Origin of the sequence: Spirosoma radiotolerans (assembly GCF_000974425.1) — a bacterium.
Lineage (GTDB): Bacteria > Bacteroidota > Bacteroidia > Cytophagales > Spirosomataceae > Spirosoma > Spirosoma radiotolerans.
Genome location: NZ_CP010429.1, coordinates 3621210 through 3637780, shown reverse-complemented (window position 1 = coordinate 3637780; position 16571 = coordinate 3621210). Strand labels below are relative to the sequence as shown.

18 protein-coding genes are annotated in these 16571 nt (G+C 52.2%); 13 read left to right on the top strand and 5 right to left on the bottom strand.

Features of this window, described 5'->3' with window-relative positions; genetic code table 11:
- Positions 1-68: 68 nt before the first annotated feature.
- The 3 genes from SD10_RS14855 to SD10_RS14845 all read right to left on the bottom strand — a co-directional run bounded on the left by SD10_RS14855 (position 69) and on the right by SD10_RS14845 (position 3121).
- Positions 69-1301 carry a multidrug effflux MFS transporter gene (locus tag SD10_RS14855; protein WP_046574692.1) on the bottom strand — a complete coding sequence of 411 codons (1233 nt, stop codon included), beginning with the start codon at positions 1299-1301 and terminating at the stop codon, positions 69-71.
- 129 nt (positions 1302-1430) lie between these two features.
- Positions 1431-2480: a glycosyltransferase family 9 protein gene (locus SD10_RS14850; protein ID WP_046574691.1), complete on the bottom strand. Its 1050-nt coding sequence runs from the start codon at positions 2478-2480 to the stop codon at positions 1431-1433.
- Between the two features lie 35 nt (positions 2481-2515).
- Positions 2516-3121 carry a DUF4254 domain-containing protein gene (locus SD10_RS14845; protein ID WP_046574689.1) on the bottom strand — a complete coding sequence of 202 codons (606 nt, stop codon included), beginning with the start codon at positions 3119-3121 and terminating at the stop codon, positions 2516-2518.
- Between the two features lie 153 nt (positions 3122-3274).
- Here SD10_RS14845 and SD10_RS14840 point away from each other — a divergent pair, with 153 nt between their 5' ends.
- Together SD10_RS14840 and SD10_RS14835 are read left to right on the top strand one after the other, a co-directional pair.
- Positions 3275-4222 (top strand): GlxA family transcriptional regulator, encoded by a 948-nt coding sequence (locus SD10_RS14840; RefSeq protein ID WP_046574687.1) that lies wholly within the window; start codon positions 3275-3277, stop codon positions 4220-4222.
- Between the two features lie 212 nt (positions 4223-4434).
- The gene (locus tag SD10_RS14835) at positions 4435-5112 is read left to right on the top strand and encodes a DJ-1/PfpI family protein (protein ID WP_227698980.1); all 678 of its coding nucleotides are present in this window, start codon (positions 4435-4437) and stop codon (positions 5110-5112) included.
- A gap of 8 nt (positions 5113-5120) precedes the next feature.
- Here the strand turns inward: SD10_RS14835 and SD10_RS14830 are convergent, their stop codons facing one another.
- Complete coding sequence (locus SD10_RS14830) at positions 5121-6347, bottom strand: molybdopterin molybdotransferase MoeA (RefSeq protein WP_046574684.1); 1227 nt, start codon at positions 6345-6347, stop codon at positions 5121-5123.
- 155 nt (positions 6348-6502) lie between these two features.
- Between SD10_RS14830 and moaC the strand changes: the two genes are divergently transcribed.
- The 11 genes from moaC (at position 6503) to SD10_RS14775 (ending at position 15313) form a co-directional block, all read left to right on the top strand.
- Positions 6503-6988, top strand: coding sequence for a cyclic pyranopterin monophosphate synthase MoaC (moaC, locus tag SD10_RS14825; protein WP_046574682.1), 486 nt, complete (start codon positions 6503-6505; stop codon positions 6986-6988).
- Positions 6960-7553, top strand: coding sequence for a molybdenum cofactor guanylyltransferase (mobA, locus tag SD10_RS14820; RefSeq protein ID WP_227698979.1), 594 nt, complete (start codon positions 6960-6962; stop codon positions 7551-7553). The genes moaC and mobA overlap by 29 nt, the downstream gene beginning before the upstream one ends.
- Before the next feature lie 42 nt (positions 7554-7595).
- Positions 7596-8204, top strand: coding sequence for a DUF6992 family protein (locus SD10_RS14815; RefSeq protein ID WP_046574678.1), 609 nt, complete (start codon positions 7596-7598; stop codon positions 8202-8204).
- 62 nt (positions 8205-8266) lie between these two features.
- On the top strand, positions 8267-9073 hold the full coding sequence (locus SD10_RS14810) for an aminoglycoside 6-adenylyltransferase (protein ID WP_046574676.1): 807 nt from the start codon (positions 8267-8269) through the stop codon (positions 9071-9073).
- Between the two features lie 9 nt (positions 9074-9082).
- Positions 9083-9559: a nucleoside deaminase gene (locus tag SD10_RS14805; RefSeq protein WP_046574674.1), complete on the top strand. Its 477-nt coding sequence runs from the start codon at positions 9083-9085 to the stop codon at positions 9557-9559.
- Positions 9560-9678: 119 nt separating this feature from the next.
- Entirely contained in the window at positions 9679-10884 is a 1206-nt protein-coding gene (locus SD10_RS14800; RefSeq protein ID WP_227698978.1) for a DegT/DnrJ/EryC1/StrS family aminotransferase, read from the top strand.
- 31 nt (positions 10885-10915) lie between these two features.
- The gene (locus tag SD10_RS14795) at positions 10916-12019 is read left to right on the top strand and encodes an iron-containing alcohol dehydrogenase family protein (RefSeq protein ID WP_046574671.1); all 1104 of its coding nucleotides are present in this window, start codon (positions 10916-10918) and stop codon (positions 12017-12019) included.
- A gap of 92 nt (positions 12020-12111) precedes the next feature.
- Entirely contained in the window at positions 12112-12963 is an 852-nt protein-coding gene (kdsA, locus tag SD10_RS14790) for a 3-deoxy-8-phosphooctulonate synthase (RefSeq protein WP_046574670.1), read from the top strand.
- A 91-nt stretch (positions 12964-13054) separates the two neighbouring features.
- Positions 13055-13771: a phosphatase gene (locus tag SD10_RS14785; protein WP_046574669.1), complete on the top strand. Its 717-nt coding sequence runs from the start codon at positions 13055-13057 to the stop codon at positions 13769-13771.
- 102 nt (positions 13772-13873) lie between these two features.
- Positions 13874-14638, top strand: coding sequence for a 3-deoxy-manno-octulosonate cytidylyltransferase (gene kdsB, locus SD10_RS14780; RefSeq protein ID WP_046574668.1), 765 nt, complete (start codon positions 13874-13876; stop codon positions 14636-14638).
- Between the two features lie 12 nt (positions 14639-14650).
- Positions 14651-15313 carry a thiamine diphosphokinase gene (locus tag SD10_RS14775; protein ID WP_046574666.1) on the top strand — a complete coding sequence of 221 codons (663 nt, stop codon included), beginning with the start codon at positions 14651-14653 and terminating at the stop codon, positions 15311-15313.
- A 26-nt stretch (positions 15314-15339) separates the two neighbouring features.
- Here the strand turns inward: SD10_RS14775 and SD10_RS14770 are convergent, their stop codons facing one another.
- Positions 15340-16515, bottom strand: coding sequence for a DmpA family aminopeptidase (locus SD10_RS14770; protein ID WP_046574664.1), 1176 nt, complete (start codon positions 16513-16515; stop codon positions 15340-15342).
- Positions 16516-16571: the final 56 nt, after the last annotated feature.

The following is a 16571-nucleotide window of genomic DNA, read 5'->3' as shown; positions in this document are numbered from 1 at the left end:
TTGTGAGCGGATCTAATTTTAGATTCTTCCGGCTTCAGAATGACAAAAAATGATTATACGAAAGCTCATTACAGAGCGATCGGGTCTTGTATTGACGCGGCCGATTTAGTTGCCTTGTTTCTGATGTTTCTACGGCCCACCAGCAAAATCAGCAAGGCCACCAGGGATGTGGATGCCATAATGCTCACCATGGGTATGGCCGTATGATTGTTAAGAACACTTACACAAAAGGACGCCAAAGCACCGAGGCCCATTTGAGTCGCGCCCATCAATGCTGAAGCACTGCCTGCATTTTTAGTGAACGGGGCCAACGACAACGCTCCGTTGTTGGGATTGCTGATGCCGAGGCAAGCCAGAAAAGCAAACAGCAGAATCAGCGTACCGGTGAGCCCAATCCAGCCAAGGCTGGTCAGCAACAGAAAAATCAGGGTGATGGTCACCTGGCTACAAAGGGCGGCAAACACCAATTGTTCACTCCGGTAGTGCCGTAATAGGAGACCGTTGAGCTGGCTGGCACCAATCAAGCCCACCGACAATCCTGCGAATATCCAGCCATACACTTGCCCGCTGACCTTGAAAATATCCATGAACACCAGCGGTGAATCGGCTACATAGGCAAACAGGCCCGCAAAGGACATGCCGCCCGCAAAGGCATAGGTCGAAAATTGAGGCTCCCGAAGCACCGCCAGGAAGTTGGCCAGTATAGGCCGGGGCTTCAGCGACAACGAGGTGTCGGGTTGGTAGCCATTCGGCAATCCGTAGCGTGTCGCCAGGAGGAGTAGCGCGCCCATTATGGCCAGAATGATAAAAACAGACTGCCAGCCAAAAGCGGCCGTAACATAGCCACCGATGGTCGGCGCTAACAAGGGCGACAGGCCAAGCACCAGCATTAACAGGGCAAATACCTTTGCATTCTCTTCTACCGGAAACAGGTCGCGTACCATCGCTACAGCCGCCACGCCCGCTACACAACTACCCACCGCCTGCAAAAAACGAAGGGCAATCAACCAGTCGATGCTTTGCGCAGTCATGCACCCAATGGAGGTTAGGATGAACAGACTCATGCCCGCATACAGCGGTTTTTTTCGGCCGAACCGATCCAGCAGCGGGCCGTATAGCAATTGCCCCGCCGAGATACCAATGAAGAATGTAGAAAGGGAAAGGGCAACCTGAGGTACCGTTGTTTGCAGATCGCGGGCAATGGCCGGAAAACCAGGCAAGTACATGTCAATCGAAAAGGGAGATAATGCCGTCATGGCACCCAAAATCAGAATTATAGAAGTGCGTCGCCGTTGAGTCATAAGAAGGTGTTGTTGCAAGCGTAAAGTCAAATGTTTGCCATCCCGACCGGTCCGCCGGTGCGGAAGGAGAGATGACAAACATTCTTTCTAATGAACTTAAGTAGGTTAGGTATCCATAGTTTACATTTTTTAGCGCAGCATTTGCTTTACTCTATCCGAGACAGCTTCCACTGAAATGTCGTTCAGGCAGGCCAGGTCGCCCCGCCAGCAGGGTTTGTTGCCAAAGACGGAGCAGGGCCGGCAGGTAAGCACATCCGGTGAAATCTGCAGGATAGCTTCAGCGCTTTGACCCCACGGTCCAAAACCAGCATCGGGATGCGTAGCGCCCCAAATGGACAGCACCGGCACCCCACTCAGGGCGGCAAGGTGCATGTTTCCCGAATCCATGCACAGCATCCCGCTCAGTCGGCTAATGAGTAACAGTTCAGCAGCCATGGAAAGTTTTCCGGCAACCAGAATAGCCTGCGGGAATCGTTGTTGTAGAGTCTCAAGTTGAGCAATTTCATGTGCGCCCCCGCCAAACAGAAAAACTGTGAGCGCAGAATTCACGTACAACTGTTCCAGCAACGGGGCGAAGCGCTCGAAGGGCCACATTTTTTGCGTGTGCTGCGCAAAAGGTGCAATGCCGAGCCAGGGTGCATGACTGGTGATTGACAGGTTGTTCAGAAACGCATCAAGTTCAGCTTCGGCCGTTTTGAAGGGTGGAAATTGGAAGGGTTTCGCGGGTTGAAGAGCCAGGCCAGCTTCCTCAAATACGCGGGCGTACCGGTCCACACTGTGCGGTAATTGACGCCGAATTTTATTCGTCTTTCGGGTTAAGGCCCTTTTTTCTGCCCGCCCCTTATCGATCGTAAACGACGGAACGCCCACGAGTCGAAACAGGCTTTTCAGCACCGCCGAGCGCATGTTTTGGTGGGCATCCAGCACAACATCGAACGAGGCCAGTTGGCGTAATTCATTAGATAGGCGAATCAGGCCCATGAGGCCCTTGTGGGGACCGTCGAAATCGGCGCCGACAACTCGAACGTTTGGAAACTGCTCAAAAAATACGGCAAACCTAGCCCGTGTCACCAGGGTGATTTGGGTAGTCGGGTAACGCTGCGTAAACGCCTTTACAACGGGTGCCAGCAGGGCCACATCGCCCATCGCCGAGAACCGAAGAAGAAGCACATGCTTCATACACGTAGGGAAGGTATGAGGAACAACCCCAAAGCTTATTTTGCCTCGCTGTAGAGAACCGGATTCAGCGTGGGGTCATTGTACATTTTCATTTGCCGATACACCTTCATGTAGCGGTCACCGTTACGAATATCGTCCAGCAGCTCATCGAAGCAGCGAGCCAGATCCTGTTCCTGTTCAAGCAGAACGGTTAGTTTTTGCTGCGCTTTTTGGCGGTGTTCATCCGATACCGACGGGCGGTCGACCTGTTCCTGAAAGTGGTAAACTTTGAGCTGTAAAATCGACATCCTGTCGAGGAGCCAGGCGGGTGTTTCCGAATTTAGCCGGGCGGTTGGTTTGGCCGTTATGTCCCGAAACTGCTCAAAAAACCAACCGTCCATCTGTTCAACGGTATCGGTCCGGTCCTGGTTCGACTGGTCAATCCGGCGCTTAACCGCAACCAGTTCATCCGGGCGAATCGTCGGGCTGCGGATGATGTCTTCAAGGTGCCATTGAACCGTATCGATCCAGTTTTTCTGGTACAGCAGGAAGGCAATATCATCAGCCGGAAACGGGTTGTTGGCAGGGGTATCGACGTTGTCGGTCAGGTGATAGTCCTGAATACTCTGGCGGAACAGGTTGTTGGCGAAAGTGGCGTTCATATGCGGTTAATCAATCGCAAAGATACGATTTTCGCTGGTAATGCGGTCAGGAACGTTTCGGACGGTTATGGACGGGATGGCTCAAAATGTCCGCTGGTTGGCTCTTGGAAGATGAAATAACCCTGTACTTTTACAGCCTAACGAAACGGGTCGATGTCTCCTACTTCGCAAGTGATTTTTGTTGTGCCACCGTCTGTACATGTCCTCGATCTAACGGGGCCGGTTCAGGTTTTTTATGAAGCTGCCGAGTACGGAGCGCCATATCGGCTGGCATATTGCTCGCTGGGAATACCCGTTACCAGCTCAGCAGGGCTGAATTTCGGGGCTATGGCCTCGTTTGCCGACATAGAAGCCCAGCCCGGCGATTCTATTTTTTTGCCTGGTATGGACATGGCTTATCTTCGGTCAAGTGCGTTTAAACAGGAAACGGATTTTTTTGACTGGCTCCGGCAACAGCACAAAAAAGGCGTTAATTTATGCTCTGTTTGTACCGGTGCTTTTATACTGGCGCAGGCGGGTCTGCTTGATGGCCGAAAATGTACGACGCACTGGAAACGGATCGAGGAGCTACAGACTACATATCCCCGCTTAGTGGTTCAGCACGATAAACTGTTCACCAAAGATACGGGCATTTATACCAGCGCGGGCGTTACTGCCGGTATTGATCTGGCGTTGGCCATCGTTGAGGAGCACCAGGGGCCTTTATTCGCCACCAAGATAGCCCGCGAATTAGTCGTTTATTTTCGCCGGGGCGAAGGTCATTCGCAGAAAAGTGTGTATCTGGATTACCGCAACCACATGAATGTGGCCATTCACCGCATGCAGGACTGGCTGATTACCAATCTGGAAGCCAACGCAAGTCTGGAAGAGCTAGCCGACATTGTCGGCATGAGTACCCGAAACCTGACGCGTACCTTTCGGAAGGAAACCGGCACCACGATCAATGCCTACACAACCCTGCTGCGGCTCGAATTGGCCCATACGCTGCTCCACAATCCCGGCATGACGATGGAGGCTATTGCCGCCAAATGCGGCTTTCGGGATGCCCGCCAGCTCCGCCGAATCTGGAAAAAATCGGATTCTGTTTTAACTATAAAATAATCAGTTCCTTTCTGGAAACCATCTCTATGAACTCAACCATGTCTGCCGTACGCTGCCTTATCGCCATCGGTTTATGGGTAGCTTTTTTTACCCCAATGTATGCTCAGAAAACAGGCCTAAAACCAGACTTGATGGCTTACTATTGTGAACCTTGCGGCAACGCATGCGATCTGGAACGTCATAACGGGCCCGGCGTTTGTCAACATTGTGGCATGCCACTTATCAAACGCAGTGTTGCGCTAATGAACTCGGCTGCTGATCGTCAGCCAAAAGCGAAGAAGCGGAATGTAGCCATCTTTATTCATAATGGCGTTGAGGTATTGGATTTCTCAGGCCCAAGCGAGGTTTTCGCGTCAACGGAGGGATTCAACGTGTATACCGTTTCGCTCACTAAAGAGCCCATCATTAGCCAGGGGTTCATCAGGATTATACCGAACTACAGCCTGGCCGATTGCCCAGCGCCCGATATTGTTGTGTTACCTGGTGGGCAAACGGGCCCATTTATTGACAATAAACCACTGATCAACTGGATAAAAAGCTCCGCTGAACACGCCGAAATAATGCTGTCCGTTTGCACGGGAGCCGGGCTGCTGGCAAAAGCGGGGCTTCTGGACGGCAAGCAGGCGACTACCTTTCACAGTTACATCGAGCCATTACAAAAGGCGACGCCCAATGCCAAAATTTTACGAAATACCCGTTTCGTCGACAATGGGCAAGTCATTACAACCGCAGGCGTATCCGCCGGTATCGACGGAGCCCTGCACGTGGTTGCCCGGCTTAAAGGAATTGATGTCGCCCGGCAAACGGCTTTTTATATGGAGTACGATAAATGGAAGCCCAGTGAAGGGCTTGTCGTTGATCAGAAAAATAAACCAAAATCAATCGAATAATCTGCCCATTAGCTGCGCGTCGGCCATACCCGAAAGGCTTCGCCAGCCTCAAACTCCGAGCGTTCGGCAGGGAGTTCCATAAAGGCATCGGCCGCCAGTAAATTAGCGAAGTCGGCTGAGCCAGAGCCGGGTAAAGGGTGCGCCAGCATACGGCCGTCGGGTTCGGAGGTCAGATGAACGGGCAGGAAGTACGTAATGGCGGGTTTGAACACGACCGGCGTAGCCAGTTGCGCATACCGCGCGGGCGACAACGGCAGTCCGAGCGATGTTCGCAAATAGGGCAGTACGTACCGATAGGCGCAGAGCACCGTAGAAACCGGATTGCCGGGTAACGCAAAGACCGTTTTTGGCTCTCCAGCCAAGGTGTTCCCATCCTGTGCTGCAGTCGTTCCGAACCAGAGCGGTTTGCCGGGGCGCTGCTCAATTTTATGGAAAAGTTTCTGTACACCCAACTGGGCGAGCACAGAGGGCACAAAGTCAGCTTTACCAGCCGAAACACCCCCGCTTAAAATCAGCACATCATTGTCGGCAAGCAGGGTTTTTAGCTGGTCTTTCAGAACAGCCTCATCGTCGATGATGTGGTGCAGCGTGGCGGCAATACCCAGCGTTGCCAGGGCCGTTCGGAGCATGTAGGTGTTCGATCGGCGAATCTGGTAGGGCAGGGGTGTGACGCTAACGTCGACCAGTTCATCGCCCGTCGAGATGAGCGCCACACGCGGTAAGGCCGTTACGGTCAATGTGGTTTGCCCAACTGAAGCGGCTACGGCCAGTTCTGACGGGCCAAGCCGCATGCCGCTCGACAAAAGTTCATCGTCCGCCCGCCGGTCAGTTGCCTGTGGGTGAATGTGTTGCCCCAACTGCACATCTTCAATCGCAATGGTCGCCTGCGAATTGGCAATGCTTACGTCCTCATACCGAATTATCGTGTCGGCACCAATCGGTAGCATGGCCCCAGTCATAATTTCCAGACAGGTATCGGCTTCGCTCAGCGTTTGCTGCGGTTGACCAGCGAGTTGCGTTCCCTCAATACGGAATGTGCGTTGCCCGGCCGCATAGTCGGCAAATCGAATGGCGATGCCATCCATGGCCACCCGGTTAAAGGGCGGAAAGTCCCGGTCGGCACGAACTCCTTCGCGAAGTACCCGGCCCGCAGCATCGGCAAGGGAAACCGTTTCGGTCGGCAGGTTTAATCTATGCTGTTGAGTGAGGGCGAAAGCGTCGGTAACGGTAAGCATGACGTAAATGATGAATGATAAATTATAAATGATGAATTTTGGGTCAGGAGCCGCAAGCTATTCATTAAAGCTGTTTAAACTTTTAAAAATGGGTTGGCAATCGGTGTTTTTTATCATGGCACCGGCTACCCGGTCATCATTCATCATTTTCTGAAATGAACGTACTTTCTCATCTCAACGCAGACGGTAATCCGGCCATGGTCGATGTAGGCGCCAAGACAGTGACGCGTCGAATGGCCCGCGCCCAAAGCATTGTCGCCCTTGGTCCCGATATTATGCAACATCTAGCTCCATCACAGACCGGTAACGACATTGCCACAAAGAAAGGCCCTGTGTTCCAGACGGCAATCATTGCCGGAACCATGGCCGCCAAACGTACCGACGACCTGATTCCACTCTGCCATTCACTTGGTTTAGATAGCTGTCAGATTACCATCACGACAGAAGGAACCGACGCGATTATCGACTGTCTGGTGTCGACCGAAGGAAAAACCGGTGTGGAGATGGAAGCGCTGGTGGGCGCATCGGTGGCAGCACTGACGATTTACGACATGTGCAAAGCCCTGTCGCACGACATCATTATCCGGGAAACGAAATTAATGGAAAAGACGGGTGGAAAACGGGACTTTCGGCGCGCCTAAGCTAAACGGCCTGATCCTGACGGGCGGGCGCAGCACCCGCATGGGGCGTGATAAGTCGCAACTGATTTACCACGGAAAACCCCAGCGGGAACACCTAACCGAGTTGCTGGCGCCCTATTGCGAGGCCGTTTTCTGGTCAGTCAATACAGAACAGGCCGTTGAACTACCAACAACTGACCAGCCGCTTATTATCGATTTGTTCGACTTTCCAGGGCCGCTCAATGGTATTCTATCGGCGTTTACCCACGATAGCGCTGCGGCCTGGCTCGTGGTGGCCTGCGATATGCCGCTGCTAACCACTCGCTCGCTCGACGCGCTGCTTCGGGGAAGAAATCTGGCGAAACTGGCTACCGTTTTTTATGATTCGGACGGTCAGTTTCCGGAGCCATTGCTGGGTATTTATGAGCCAGCCTTTCACCCGGTTCTGAAGCAGGCAATGATCGCTGAACAATACTCACCGCGTCAGGCCCTGCAACAACATGATGTGCAGATACTGACGGTGCCAGACATCCGGGAACTGGCCAACGTGAATGACCCCGCCACAAAGGCCCTTCTGGGCTTATAAACATCGATCCATACAGGCTGTTTATACCCAAAATCAGCGTTTATGACATCCTTCCGAAAATTCTTTTTAACGGCTGGTTCTGTGCTGCTGGGCAGTGCGGTGATAGGGCAGCGCGTGACCCCTTCCGCCGAATTGCGCGAGTTTACTGAGCAACGGATCCGTCATCAGAAAACCCTAGGGCTGACGCTCGGTAGCTTTGCCCTGGCCAACATTGCGGTTGGGGCTGTCGCAGTTGGGCAGACAGCCGGTGAAACCAAGTATTTTTACAAGATGAATGTGTATTGGAATCTGGTTAATCTGGGTATCGCCGGGGCTGGCTTGCTGGGTTCACGCAAAAAGAGGGCTGATGCTGAAACGCTGGCGGATGCCGTCAGGCAGCACGAAAACATGAAGCAGGTTTTGCTGATCAATGCCGGGTTGGACGTAGCTTATGTGATCGGTGGCGCGTATTTGCGGGAGCGGGCCGAGCCTCATCCCGCCAAGGCCGATCAATTGCGCGGTTATGGGACGTCCATTATGGCCCAGGGCGGATTTTTATTGGCTTTCGATCTGGTCAACTACTTTATCTTCAAGAGTAGGGGCGATAAACAGGAACGGCTGTTGCTCTCCTCCAGCCCGAACGGACTGGGGGTTGTGCTGCCCATCCGGTAAGTGTTGTTGAACTAATCGAAATACGCGGTCGTTCCATACTAATTTACTAATCTCAACTGCGTATGCCGTCTCATCTACAACCGTTTCAATCATTTATCGACAAGGCTATTCAGATCTGTCAGCAAGACTCCGAAGCGATTGGATTAGCCGCAGGCGGCTCGTGGATAACGGGCGAGATCGATGCTTATTCGGACCTTGATCTGGTGCTCATTACTACCCGACAGCTAGCGCCTGATGTTGGCCACATGCGCGATTATGCGGCCCGGTTCGGAACATTGTTGGCTTCCTTTCGGGGTGATCATGTCGGGGAGCCCCGGTTGCTGATTGCCTTGTATGAGTCGCCCTTGCTGCATGTGGATATCAAGTTTCTAACCCCGGTCGAGTTTTACGAGCGCGTGGAAAATCCAGTTGTATTGTGGGAGCGGGATCAACTGCTGACGACCATTATCCAGCAATCGACAGCGCAGTACCCGCCCATCGATTTCCAGGCAACGGAAGATCGATTCTGGATCTGGATGCATTATGCCGCCCTGAAAGTGGGGCGGGGTGAGTTTTTTGAAGCCGCTGATTTTCTGGCATTCGTGCGTACTATGGTGCTGGGACCGTTGTTACACCTGAAAAACGGCGGTTTGCCAAGAGGAGTGCGCCGGGCCGAAACGGCATTCAACGCGGTTGATGTAGACCGGCTCCGGAAAACCATAGCGACCCCTGATCGGGAGGCTCTTCTGTCGAGTTTAACTGAAGCCATGCATCTTTACGAAGAACTCCGCGATGCCCTGGCACCAGCATCATTGCTTAAAAATAGAACAGCCCAATCGGCCGTTACACACTATATGGACACAATTCAACAGGTAACTGTTTCTATTTAATCGTATATAATGACGAATCAGGATGATTTTTTTCTGCGCGAGGCCATTCAACTGGCCCGCGAAGGCATGACAAGTGGACAAGGTGGACCCTTTGGTTCTGTCATTGTGCGCGATGGTGTGATCGTGGGGAAAGGGTGCAACAAAGTTACCTCGACCAATGACCCGACCGCCCATGCGGAGGTCGTTGCCATTCGGGATGCCTGCCAGAATCTCGGCACCTTTCAACTGGATGGTTGTACACTCTATGCCTCCTGCGAGCCTTGTCCGATGTGTCTGGGCGCTATTTACTGGGCGCGTCCCAGCCGGATTGTCTATGCGGCCTTTCACTCCGATGCCGCTGATGCCGGTTTCGACGATCAGTTTATCTACGAGGAAATCGACAAACCCCGAGCGGAGCGCCATATTCCTATGCATCAGCTTCTTCGCGATGAAGCCAACACGGTTTTTGAGGAGTGGGTCGCTTTGGGAAAACGGATACCTTATTAACGAATAGGCGTTTCCCGAAAATCCATGTATTCGTTCTCGGGTGAAAACCCGTACTTTTGCAGATAACTGGTCGCCAGGTAAATCAACTTTCTGAAGCGACCCTCTAAACGGATTACGTCATGCCAGGAATGGAATTTTTCGGAGCCGCTGAGCGCACAGAAATTAACGATGTGCTCGAGACCGGCATCCTGTTTCGGTATAATCACGAAGCACAACGCAATAATATCTACAAAGCGCGCGAATTTGAGGCCGAGGTTGCCAAACTCGTTGGGGCCAAGTATGCACATGCCGTATCGAGTGGGTCGACCGCCGTTCTGTGCGCCCTGGCTGCAGCCGGCATCGGTGCCGGCGACGAGGTAATCGTGCCTCCTTTCACCTACATTGCCACCGTCGAAGCGGTACTCATGGTGGGGGCGTTGCCCGTCTTCGCCGACATCGACGAAACCATTTGCCTGAGTGCCGACGGCATTCGTAAGGCCATCACGCCTAAAACGAAAGCCATTTGCCTGGTCCATATGTGTGGCCAAATGGCTGATATGGATGCCATTATGGACGTCGTTAATGAGCACAATCTGGTACTGGTTGAAGATGCCGGACAGGCAATGGGAGCCAGCTACAAAGGCGTTTCGACCGGACTTTGGGGTAAAACGGGCGCTTATTCGTTCGATTTCTTCAAAATCGCAACGGCTGGCGAGGGGGGCATCATGGTTACCAACGATGAAGTCGCTTATAAACATGCCGATTCCTATTCCGATCACGGCCACGACCACATCGGTAGCAACCGGGGTATGGAGCAGCACCCGGTTCTTGGTTTCAACTACCGGATCAGCGAGCTGCACGCGGCTGTTGGTCTGGTTCAGACGCGCCGGGTGCCCGAAATTATCAGAAACAACAATGCCCACAAACGTCAGTTAATGGCCGCGTTGGGGCAAGTGCCGGGCGTATCATTTGCCCGTATTCCCGACGAAAACGGCGATTCCGCTACATTCCTGAATCTGCTGATGCCCGATACTGATACGGCGCAACGGGTTGTGGCTGAGATGAATGCGGCTGGAATTGGGGGCTTCAACTACTGGTTCACCAACATGTACCACTTCATCAATCAGTGGGATCATATCAAACAAATGCGGACCGCAGCTGCCCTGCCGATTGAAAAATTCGGTGCGCCACAGGACTACAACAACCTCGCTATTCCAAATGCACAGGCAACTATCGGTCGACTGATTTCTTTCGGTATCCGGGCCACCTGGACATCGGACGAAGTAGCCGCTCTGGCCACCAATATCGAAGCGGCTATCCGCAAAGCAACTCTGGTAGAAGCGTAATTTTTTTTAGCCAGTATGGCTTGACGATACTATGGTAGTTACACCAACACAAACCACGCATAAGAATTTTAAGGGCGTCGAGAAAACGGTTTTCGGACGGGGAAGCTTCTCGCAACTCGACGAAATCCTGGCTCCGCACCGGGTCGAGAATGAAGGCTACTTCGTTTTCCTGGTCGATAATTACTTCAAAGGTAAAGCCCTGGAGGGCCAGGTTCCGGTTCATGCCGAGGACTTGACCTATTACATCAGTGTTGAAGAACACGAGCCCACCACGGATCAGATTGACCAGTTGCGCGATGAGATTCTGGCCAAAAAAGGGCTGCCATCGGGTGTCGTTGGCATTGGGGGCGGCAGCATTATGGATATTGCCAAAGCGCTGTCGTTGATGCTCACGAACGAAGGGTCTTCGACGCTTTATCAGGGGCTGAACCTGATCAAAAAGCCGGGTATTTACCACGTTGGTGTGCCCACTATTTCGGGTACGGGCGCTGAAGTGTCCATGACGGCCGTCCTGACCGGCCCAGTAAAAAAACTGGGGCTCAAGTGCGAATGGACCGTTTTCAACCAGATTGTACTCGATCCCGAATTGATTGCCAGCGTGCCGCGCAACTGGTGGTTTTATACGGGTATGGATACGTACATCCACTGCATCGAATCGGAGAATGGCCGCATGAATAATGCGTATTCACACGCCTACGCCGAACAGTCGATGAAGCTTTGCCGGGAGGTCTATCTGGGACCTAACTCAGGCCAGACGCCCGAAAATGACGATAAACTCATGGTGGCGTCCATGATGGGTGGCCTGAGTCTGACTTATTCTGAGGTTGGTGTGTGTCATGCGCTCAGCTATGGGTTGTCCAAGATTCTGGGAACCCGGCATTGTTATGCCAATTGTCTGATCATGAATCACCTGGCCGACTATTATCCGGAAGGCGTTGCCGAGTTCAAGGAGATGGTGGCGTATCACCAGATTGATTTGCCGCAGGGCTTATCGAAGGACTGGAGCGATGACACTATTACCCAAATGGCCCATGTCTCCTATAACCTGCCGCATATGTGGCTGCACGCCATCGGCGATAACTGGCAGGAGGTGATCACCATCGACGTGCTGAAGGATTTATTCCGACGGCTGTAAATGAATAAGTTATGACACAGAGATACGCAGAAATAATAAAGAGAAAAAGCTCTGTGTATCGCTGTGTCACAATTCATTAATCAAAAAAAAATATGTCTCAGAAAATTGTTCGCGTTGGCGACATCGAATGTGGGTCTGATGAATTGTTTCTCATCTCGGGACCGTGTGTTATTGAGGACGAAAAAATTATGATGAGTGTGGCGGAGCAGCTTCGTGAAATTCAGGAGCGGCTTGGCATCAAAATCATTTATAAATCATCGTTTCAGAAAGATAACCGCTCCAGCCTGAACTATTACAATGGACCGGGCCTCGACAAAGGCATTAAAATCCTGGCGAAGGTGAAAGAGCAGTTTGGCTTTCCGCTCCTCACCGACGTTCATTACCCGGATCAGTGTGCGCCAGCGGCCGAAGTCGTCGATGTGCTGCAAATTCCGGCTTACCTCTGTATGCAAACCATGCTGGTGGTAGCAGCCGCTCAAACAGGCCGGGTTGTCAACGTGAAGCACGGCCAGTTTTTGGCACCGGAAAACATGAAACACCCGGTCAAGAAAATCGAAGATTCGGGCAATGAACAGATCATCCTAACCGAGCGGGGTTTTACCTTCGGATACAACGATCTGGTGGTCGATCCGCGTAGTTTCTACCACATGGCCCGTACCAATTACCCGGTTGTGTTCGACGTAACCCATGCCATTCGGAAATACGGTATCCCGTCGGCCGATGCCAAAGGGGGCGCTCGTGAGTACTTACCCGTACTGGCCCGCGCTGGTGTTGCCTCGGGTGTAGATGGTTTATTTATCGAGTCGCATACCTGCCCGTCGGAAGCGCTTTGCGACGCGGCCAGCCAACTCGATATCCGCTACCTGGAAGAGTTCATGAAGCCCCTCATCGAACTCCACGCGGTAGAAGTAAAATACCGCAATACACTGCCGGAACTAGCGTAAATGATGTATGATGTAGGTGGTGTCGGGTTCTCAAACCCGACACAATTGCTGACGCGAGCGTGTCGGGTTTGAGAACCCGACACCACAATAAATGACTGATATCCAACAAACCTTCACCGCGCTGGGCGGTCAATTTGTAACCCCGGTTCATATACTGACCGAAAAGCTGAAAGCCGTCCGGGCCATTGTGTTCGACTGGGATGGCGTGTTCAACGATGGCATCAAAACGGAAGCGGGCAGTAGCTCATTCAGTGAGGTGGATTCGATGGGTACCAATCTGCTGCGTTTTGGCTTCTGGCTACACCATGGGGGAAAACTGCCAGCCGCAGCGGTCATAACCGGTGTAACAAATGGGCTGGCGGATGCGCTCGTGCGTCGGGAACATTTTCATGCCTGTTATTCGCAGGCCAAGCACAAGATCGATGTACTGGCCCATTTTCTGGCGGAACACAACCTTCAACCGCATGAGGTTGCTTTTTTCTTCGATGACGCCCTCGATTTGTCCGTTGCCGAAGTGGCCGGCGTCCGGATCATGGTGCGTCGGAATGCCAATCCACTCTTTACGAATTACGTCGTCCAGAACGGTCTCGTCGACTACGTGACTGGTAGCCAAAGCGGCCAGTTTGCCGTACGGGAAGGGTGTGAACTGATGCTGGGTCTGCTGGGTCTGTTCGATACGGTCATGGCTGAGCGGCTGCGCTACAAGCCTGTGTATGACCAGTATTACCAGCAACGGCAGGCGGTTGAATCAAGCTACTGGACAGTTGGCGTCAGTGGCCCGGAGCGCAAACGTATTGAATTCGTCTAAATCAGCACCCGAAGTCGGTCAGCGTATCGATTCGACCTTAACAATCGCCGTAAACTTCCGGTTGCCTTCCTAAGCTACTTTGCCTTTCAACTTCTATTACCTATGATTATCGGAATAATTCCTGCTCGTTACGGCTCCTCTCGTTTCCTTGGCAAACCCCTGGCCGACATTGGTGGAAAAAGCATGATTCAGCGGGTGCTCGAACAGGCTAATCAGGCGACATCGTTGGCGAAAGTTGTCGTCGCTACAGATGATGAGCGTATTGCCGAAGCGGTGCGCCGGATCGGTTTCGAAGCCGTTATGACCCGCACCGATCACCCCAGTGGCACCGACCGCTGTTGGGAGGCTTATGATCGGCTGAAAGCGGATGGGTTGATCACGGGAAGCCCATCGGATTATATTCTGAATATTCAGGGCGACGAACCCTTTATCGACCCCGCTCAGATTGATGAATTAGCGTCTGTTCTGGACGGTACCATCGAACTGGCAACGCAGATGGCAACGGTCGATTCGGCCGCGATGTTGCACGATCCGAAGGAAGCGAAGATCGTTATCAATGAGCAAAACGAAGCGCTGTATTTCAGCCGGTCGGCCGTTCCGTATTTGTGGGGCGTAGAGCCTGATCGCTGGCATGAGCAGCATGCGTACCATCGCCATGTTGGGCTGTATGCGTATCGGGCGGATGTGCTTGAACAGATCACCCAACTGCCCCCTTCGCCCCTCGAACGGGTTGAGTCACTGGAGCAACTACGCTGGCTGGAAGCGGGTTACCGCATCAAACTTGTCGCTACGACTTACCAGACGCCAAGCGTAGATAGCCCAGGCGATATCGAAAAAATATTGCAAAGCGGTCTGGTTGTCAAGTAGCTCCAGTTTTCTATGTCATCGCATCATATTGTCCGGGAAAAACAGGAACCTGCCTTATTAATTGCCAATGGGGAAGCCTGTTCGAAAGAACTGGTAGGCCAGCTTCTGGAATGGAGTCCAACCGTTGTGGTACTCGATAGTGCCATCTGGCGTGTATTCGATTTGGGCATCAAGGTCGATGTGCTTCTCGGTGACTTCGACCGGAATCTGGATCTGGACAATATCCGGGCGCAACAGTACCCGCTCGATATTGTGCACGCCCCTGATCAGAATAAGACCGACCTCGATAAAGGAGTCGAATACCTGATCGATCAGGGCTACCCCGCCGTGAACATCATTTGGGCAACCGGCCGCAGGGCCGATCATACACTGACGAACATGACCAACATTGTCCGGTATAAAGATCGGATCCGGATTGTGATGCTCGACGATCATTCCAGGATTTTTCCGTTGGTTGGGCGGTTTGAGAAATGGTATGAAGCCGGAACCCCCATCTCGCTGATTCCCGTTGGCACGGTGACAGGCTTCACCTCGGAAGGGCTGACCTACAATCTTCAGGAGGCTACCTTAAAGCTGGGCTATTTCACGAGTAGCAGCAACGAAGCCGCTGAAGACGGCTTTGTCCGTATCGAAGCAAAAACGGGTGATCTGCTGATTATGGAATGTTGGGATTAGGGTAGGGTGGCCCGTTCTGGACTAAGTCATTTAACCCGGTTATACTTTTTCAACACGTCAATAACCAGCTTGTGCGGAAGCGCGTAGGCTTTGTTTCCGTTTATACCTTCTGTCGTTTCGGCGGCTACCATGGCATTGATAATCGCTTCTTCAACTGCCTGCACTGTGGCTTCAAATAATGGATTGATCAAATCATTGGGTAACTGATCGACCCTGGAAACGCTTGTACGCTGAAACGCCGATGAATTTGCCGTAGAAAAAGCGATAAAAATATCACCGGAGCCATTTTCCCCCCGACCGCCAACCTTGCCCACGCCAATCGGAACCCTTGCCGCTATTCGTTTTAACTGATGAGGTAGCAAGGGCGCATCGGTTGCTACCACGACGATAATGGAGCCATCGCCTTCCTGCCGATAATGGACGGGTGGAGCTTTGAATACCGTATTCAATGTGTCTTTTAACGCTACACCAACCGGAACGCCGGCAATCGTCAGATTCTTTTTAGCGCCAAAGTTAGATTGAACCAATACCCCCACCGTGTACGTCGAATCCTTGATTTTAACTACCCTCGACGATGTACCGGTCCCCCCTTTAAATCCCAGACACATCATGCCGGTGCCGCCCCCAACATTGCCTTCCTGAAGAGGACCCGTTTTGGCACTTTCCAATGCTTCGTACGCATGGCTTTCTTTCACGTGAAAGCCATAAATGTCATTTAAGAAGCCATCGTAGGTTTCGGCGACAACCGGGTAGGTGTACCAGAAATTTTCTTTATACCAGTGCTTTTCAACAAACCATTTTAATACTGCATCCCGCACCACACCCACGCTGTTGGTATTGGTAATCATGATGGGTGTTTCCAGAAAACCTGATTCAGTTATCCAGGTTGTGCCGGTCATTTCGCCATTTCCGTTCAATGAATACCAGTTTGCGTAAACAGGGTTATTTGTTTTGCCTCTTGGCAGAATGGCTGTGACCCCAGTGCGAACGGGGCCTTTTCCCAGCACGTTTTTACCCTGTCCGGATATGATGGTACTATAACCCACCCAAACGCCACGGACGTCAGTTATGGCGTTGAATTTTCCGGTAGTACCGTCAAAGGGAATGCCAATGTCCCTAGCCCTTGGCTTTTGTGCCTGAAGGGCTACATGGAACAATAGAAGTGAACTGATTAGAAGCGTACTTTTTACGTGTTTGCGCATGGTAAGGTCAATGAGGAGGGTTGCTTAAATATACAAAACGTTTCACGTTGCAGCTT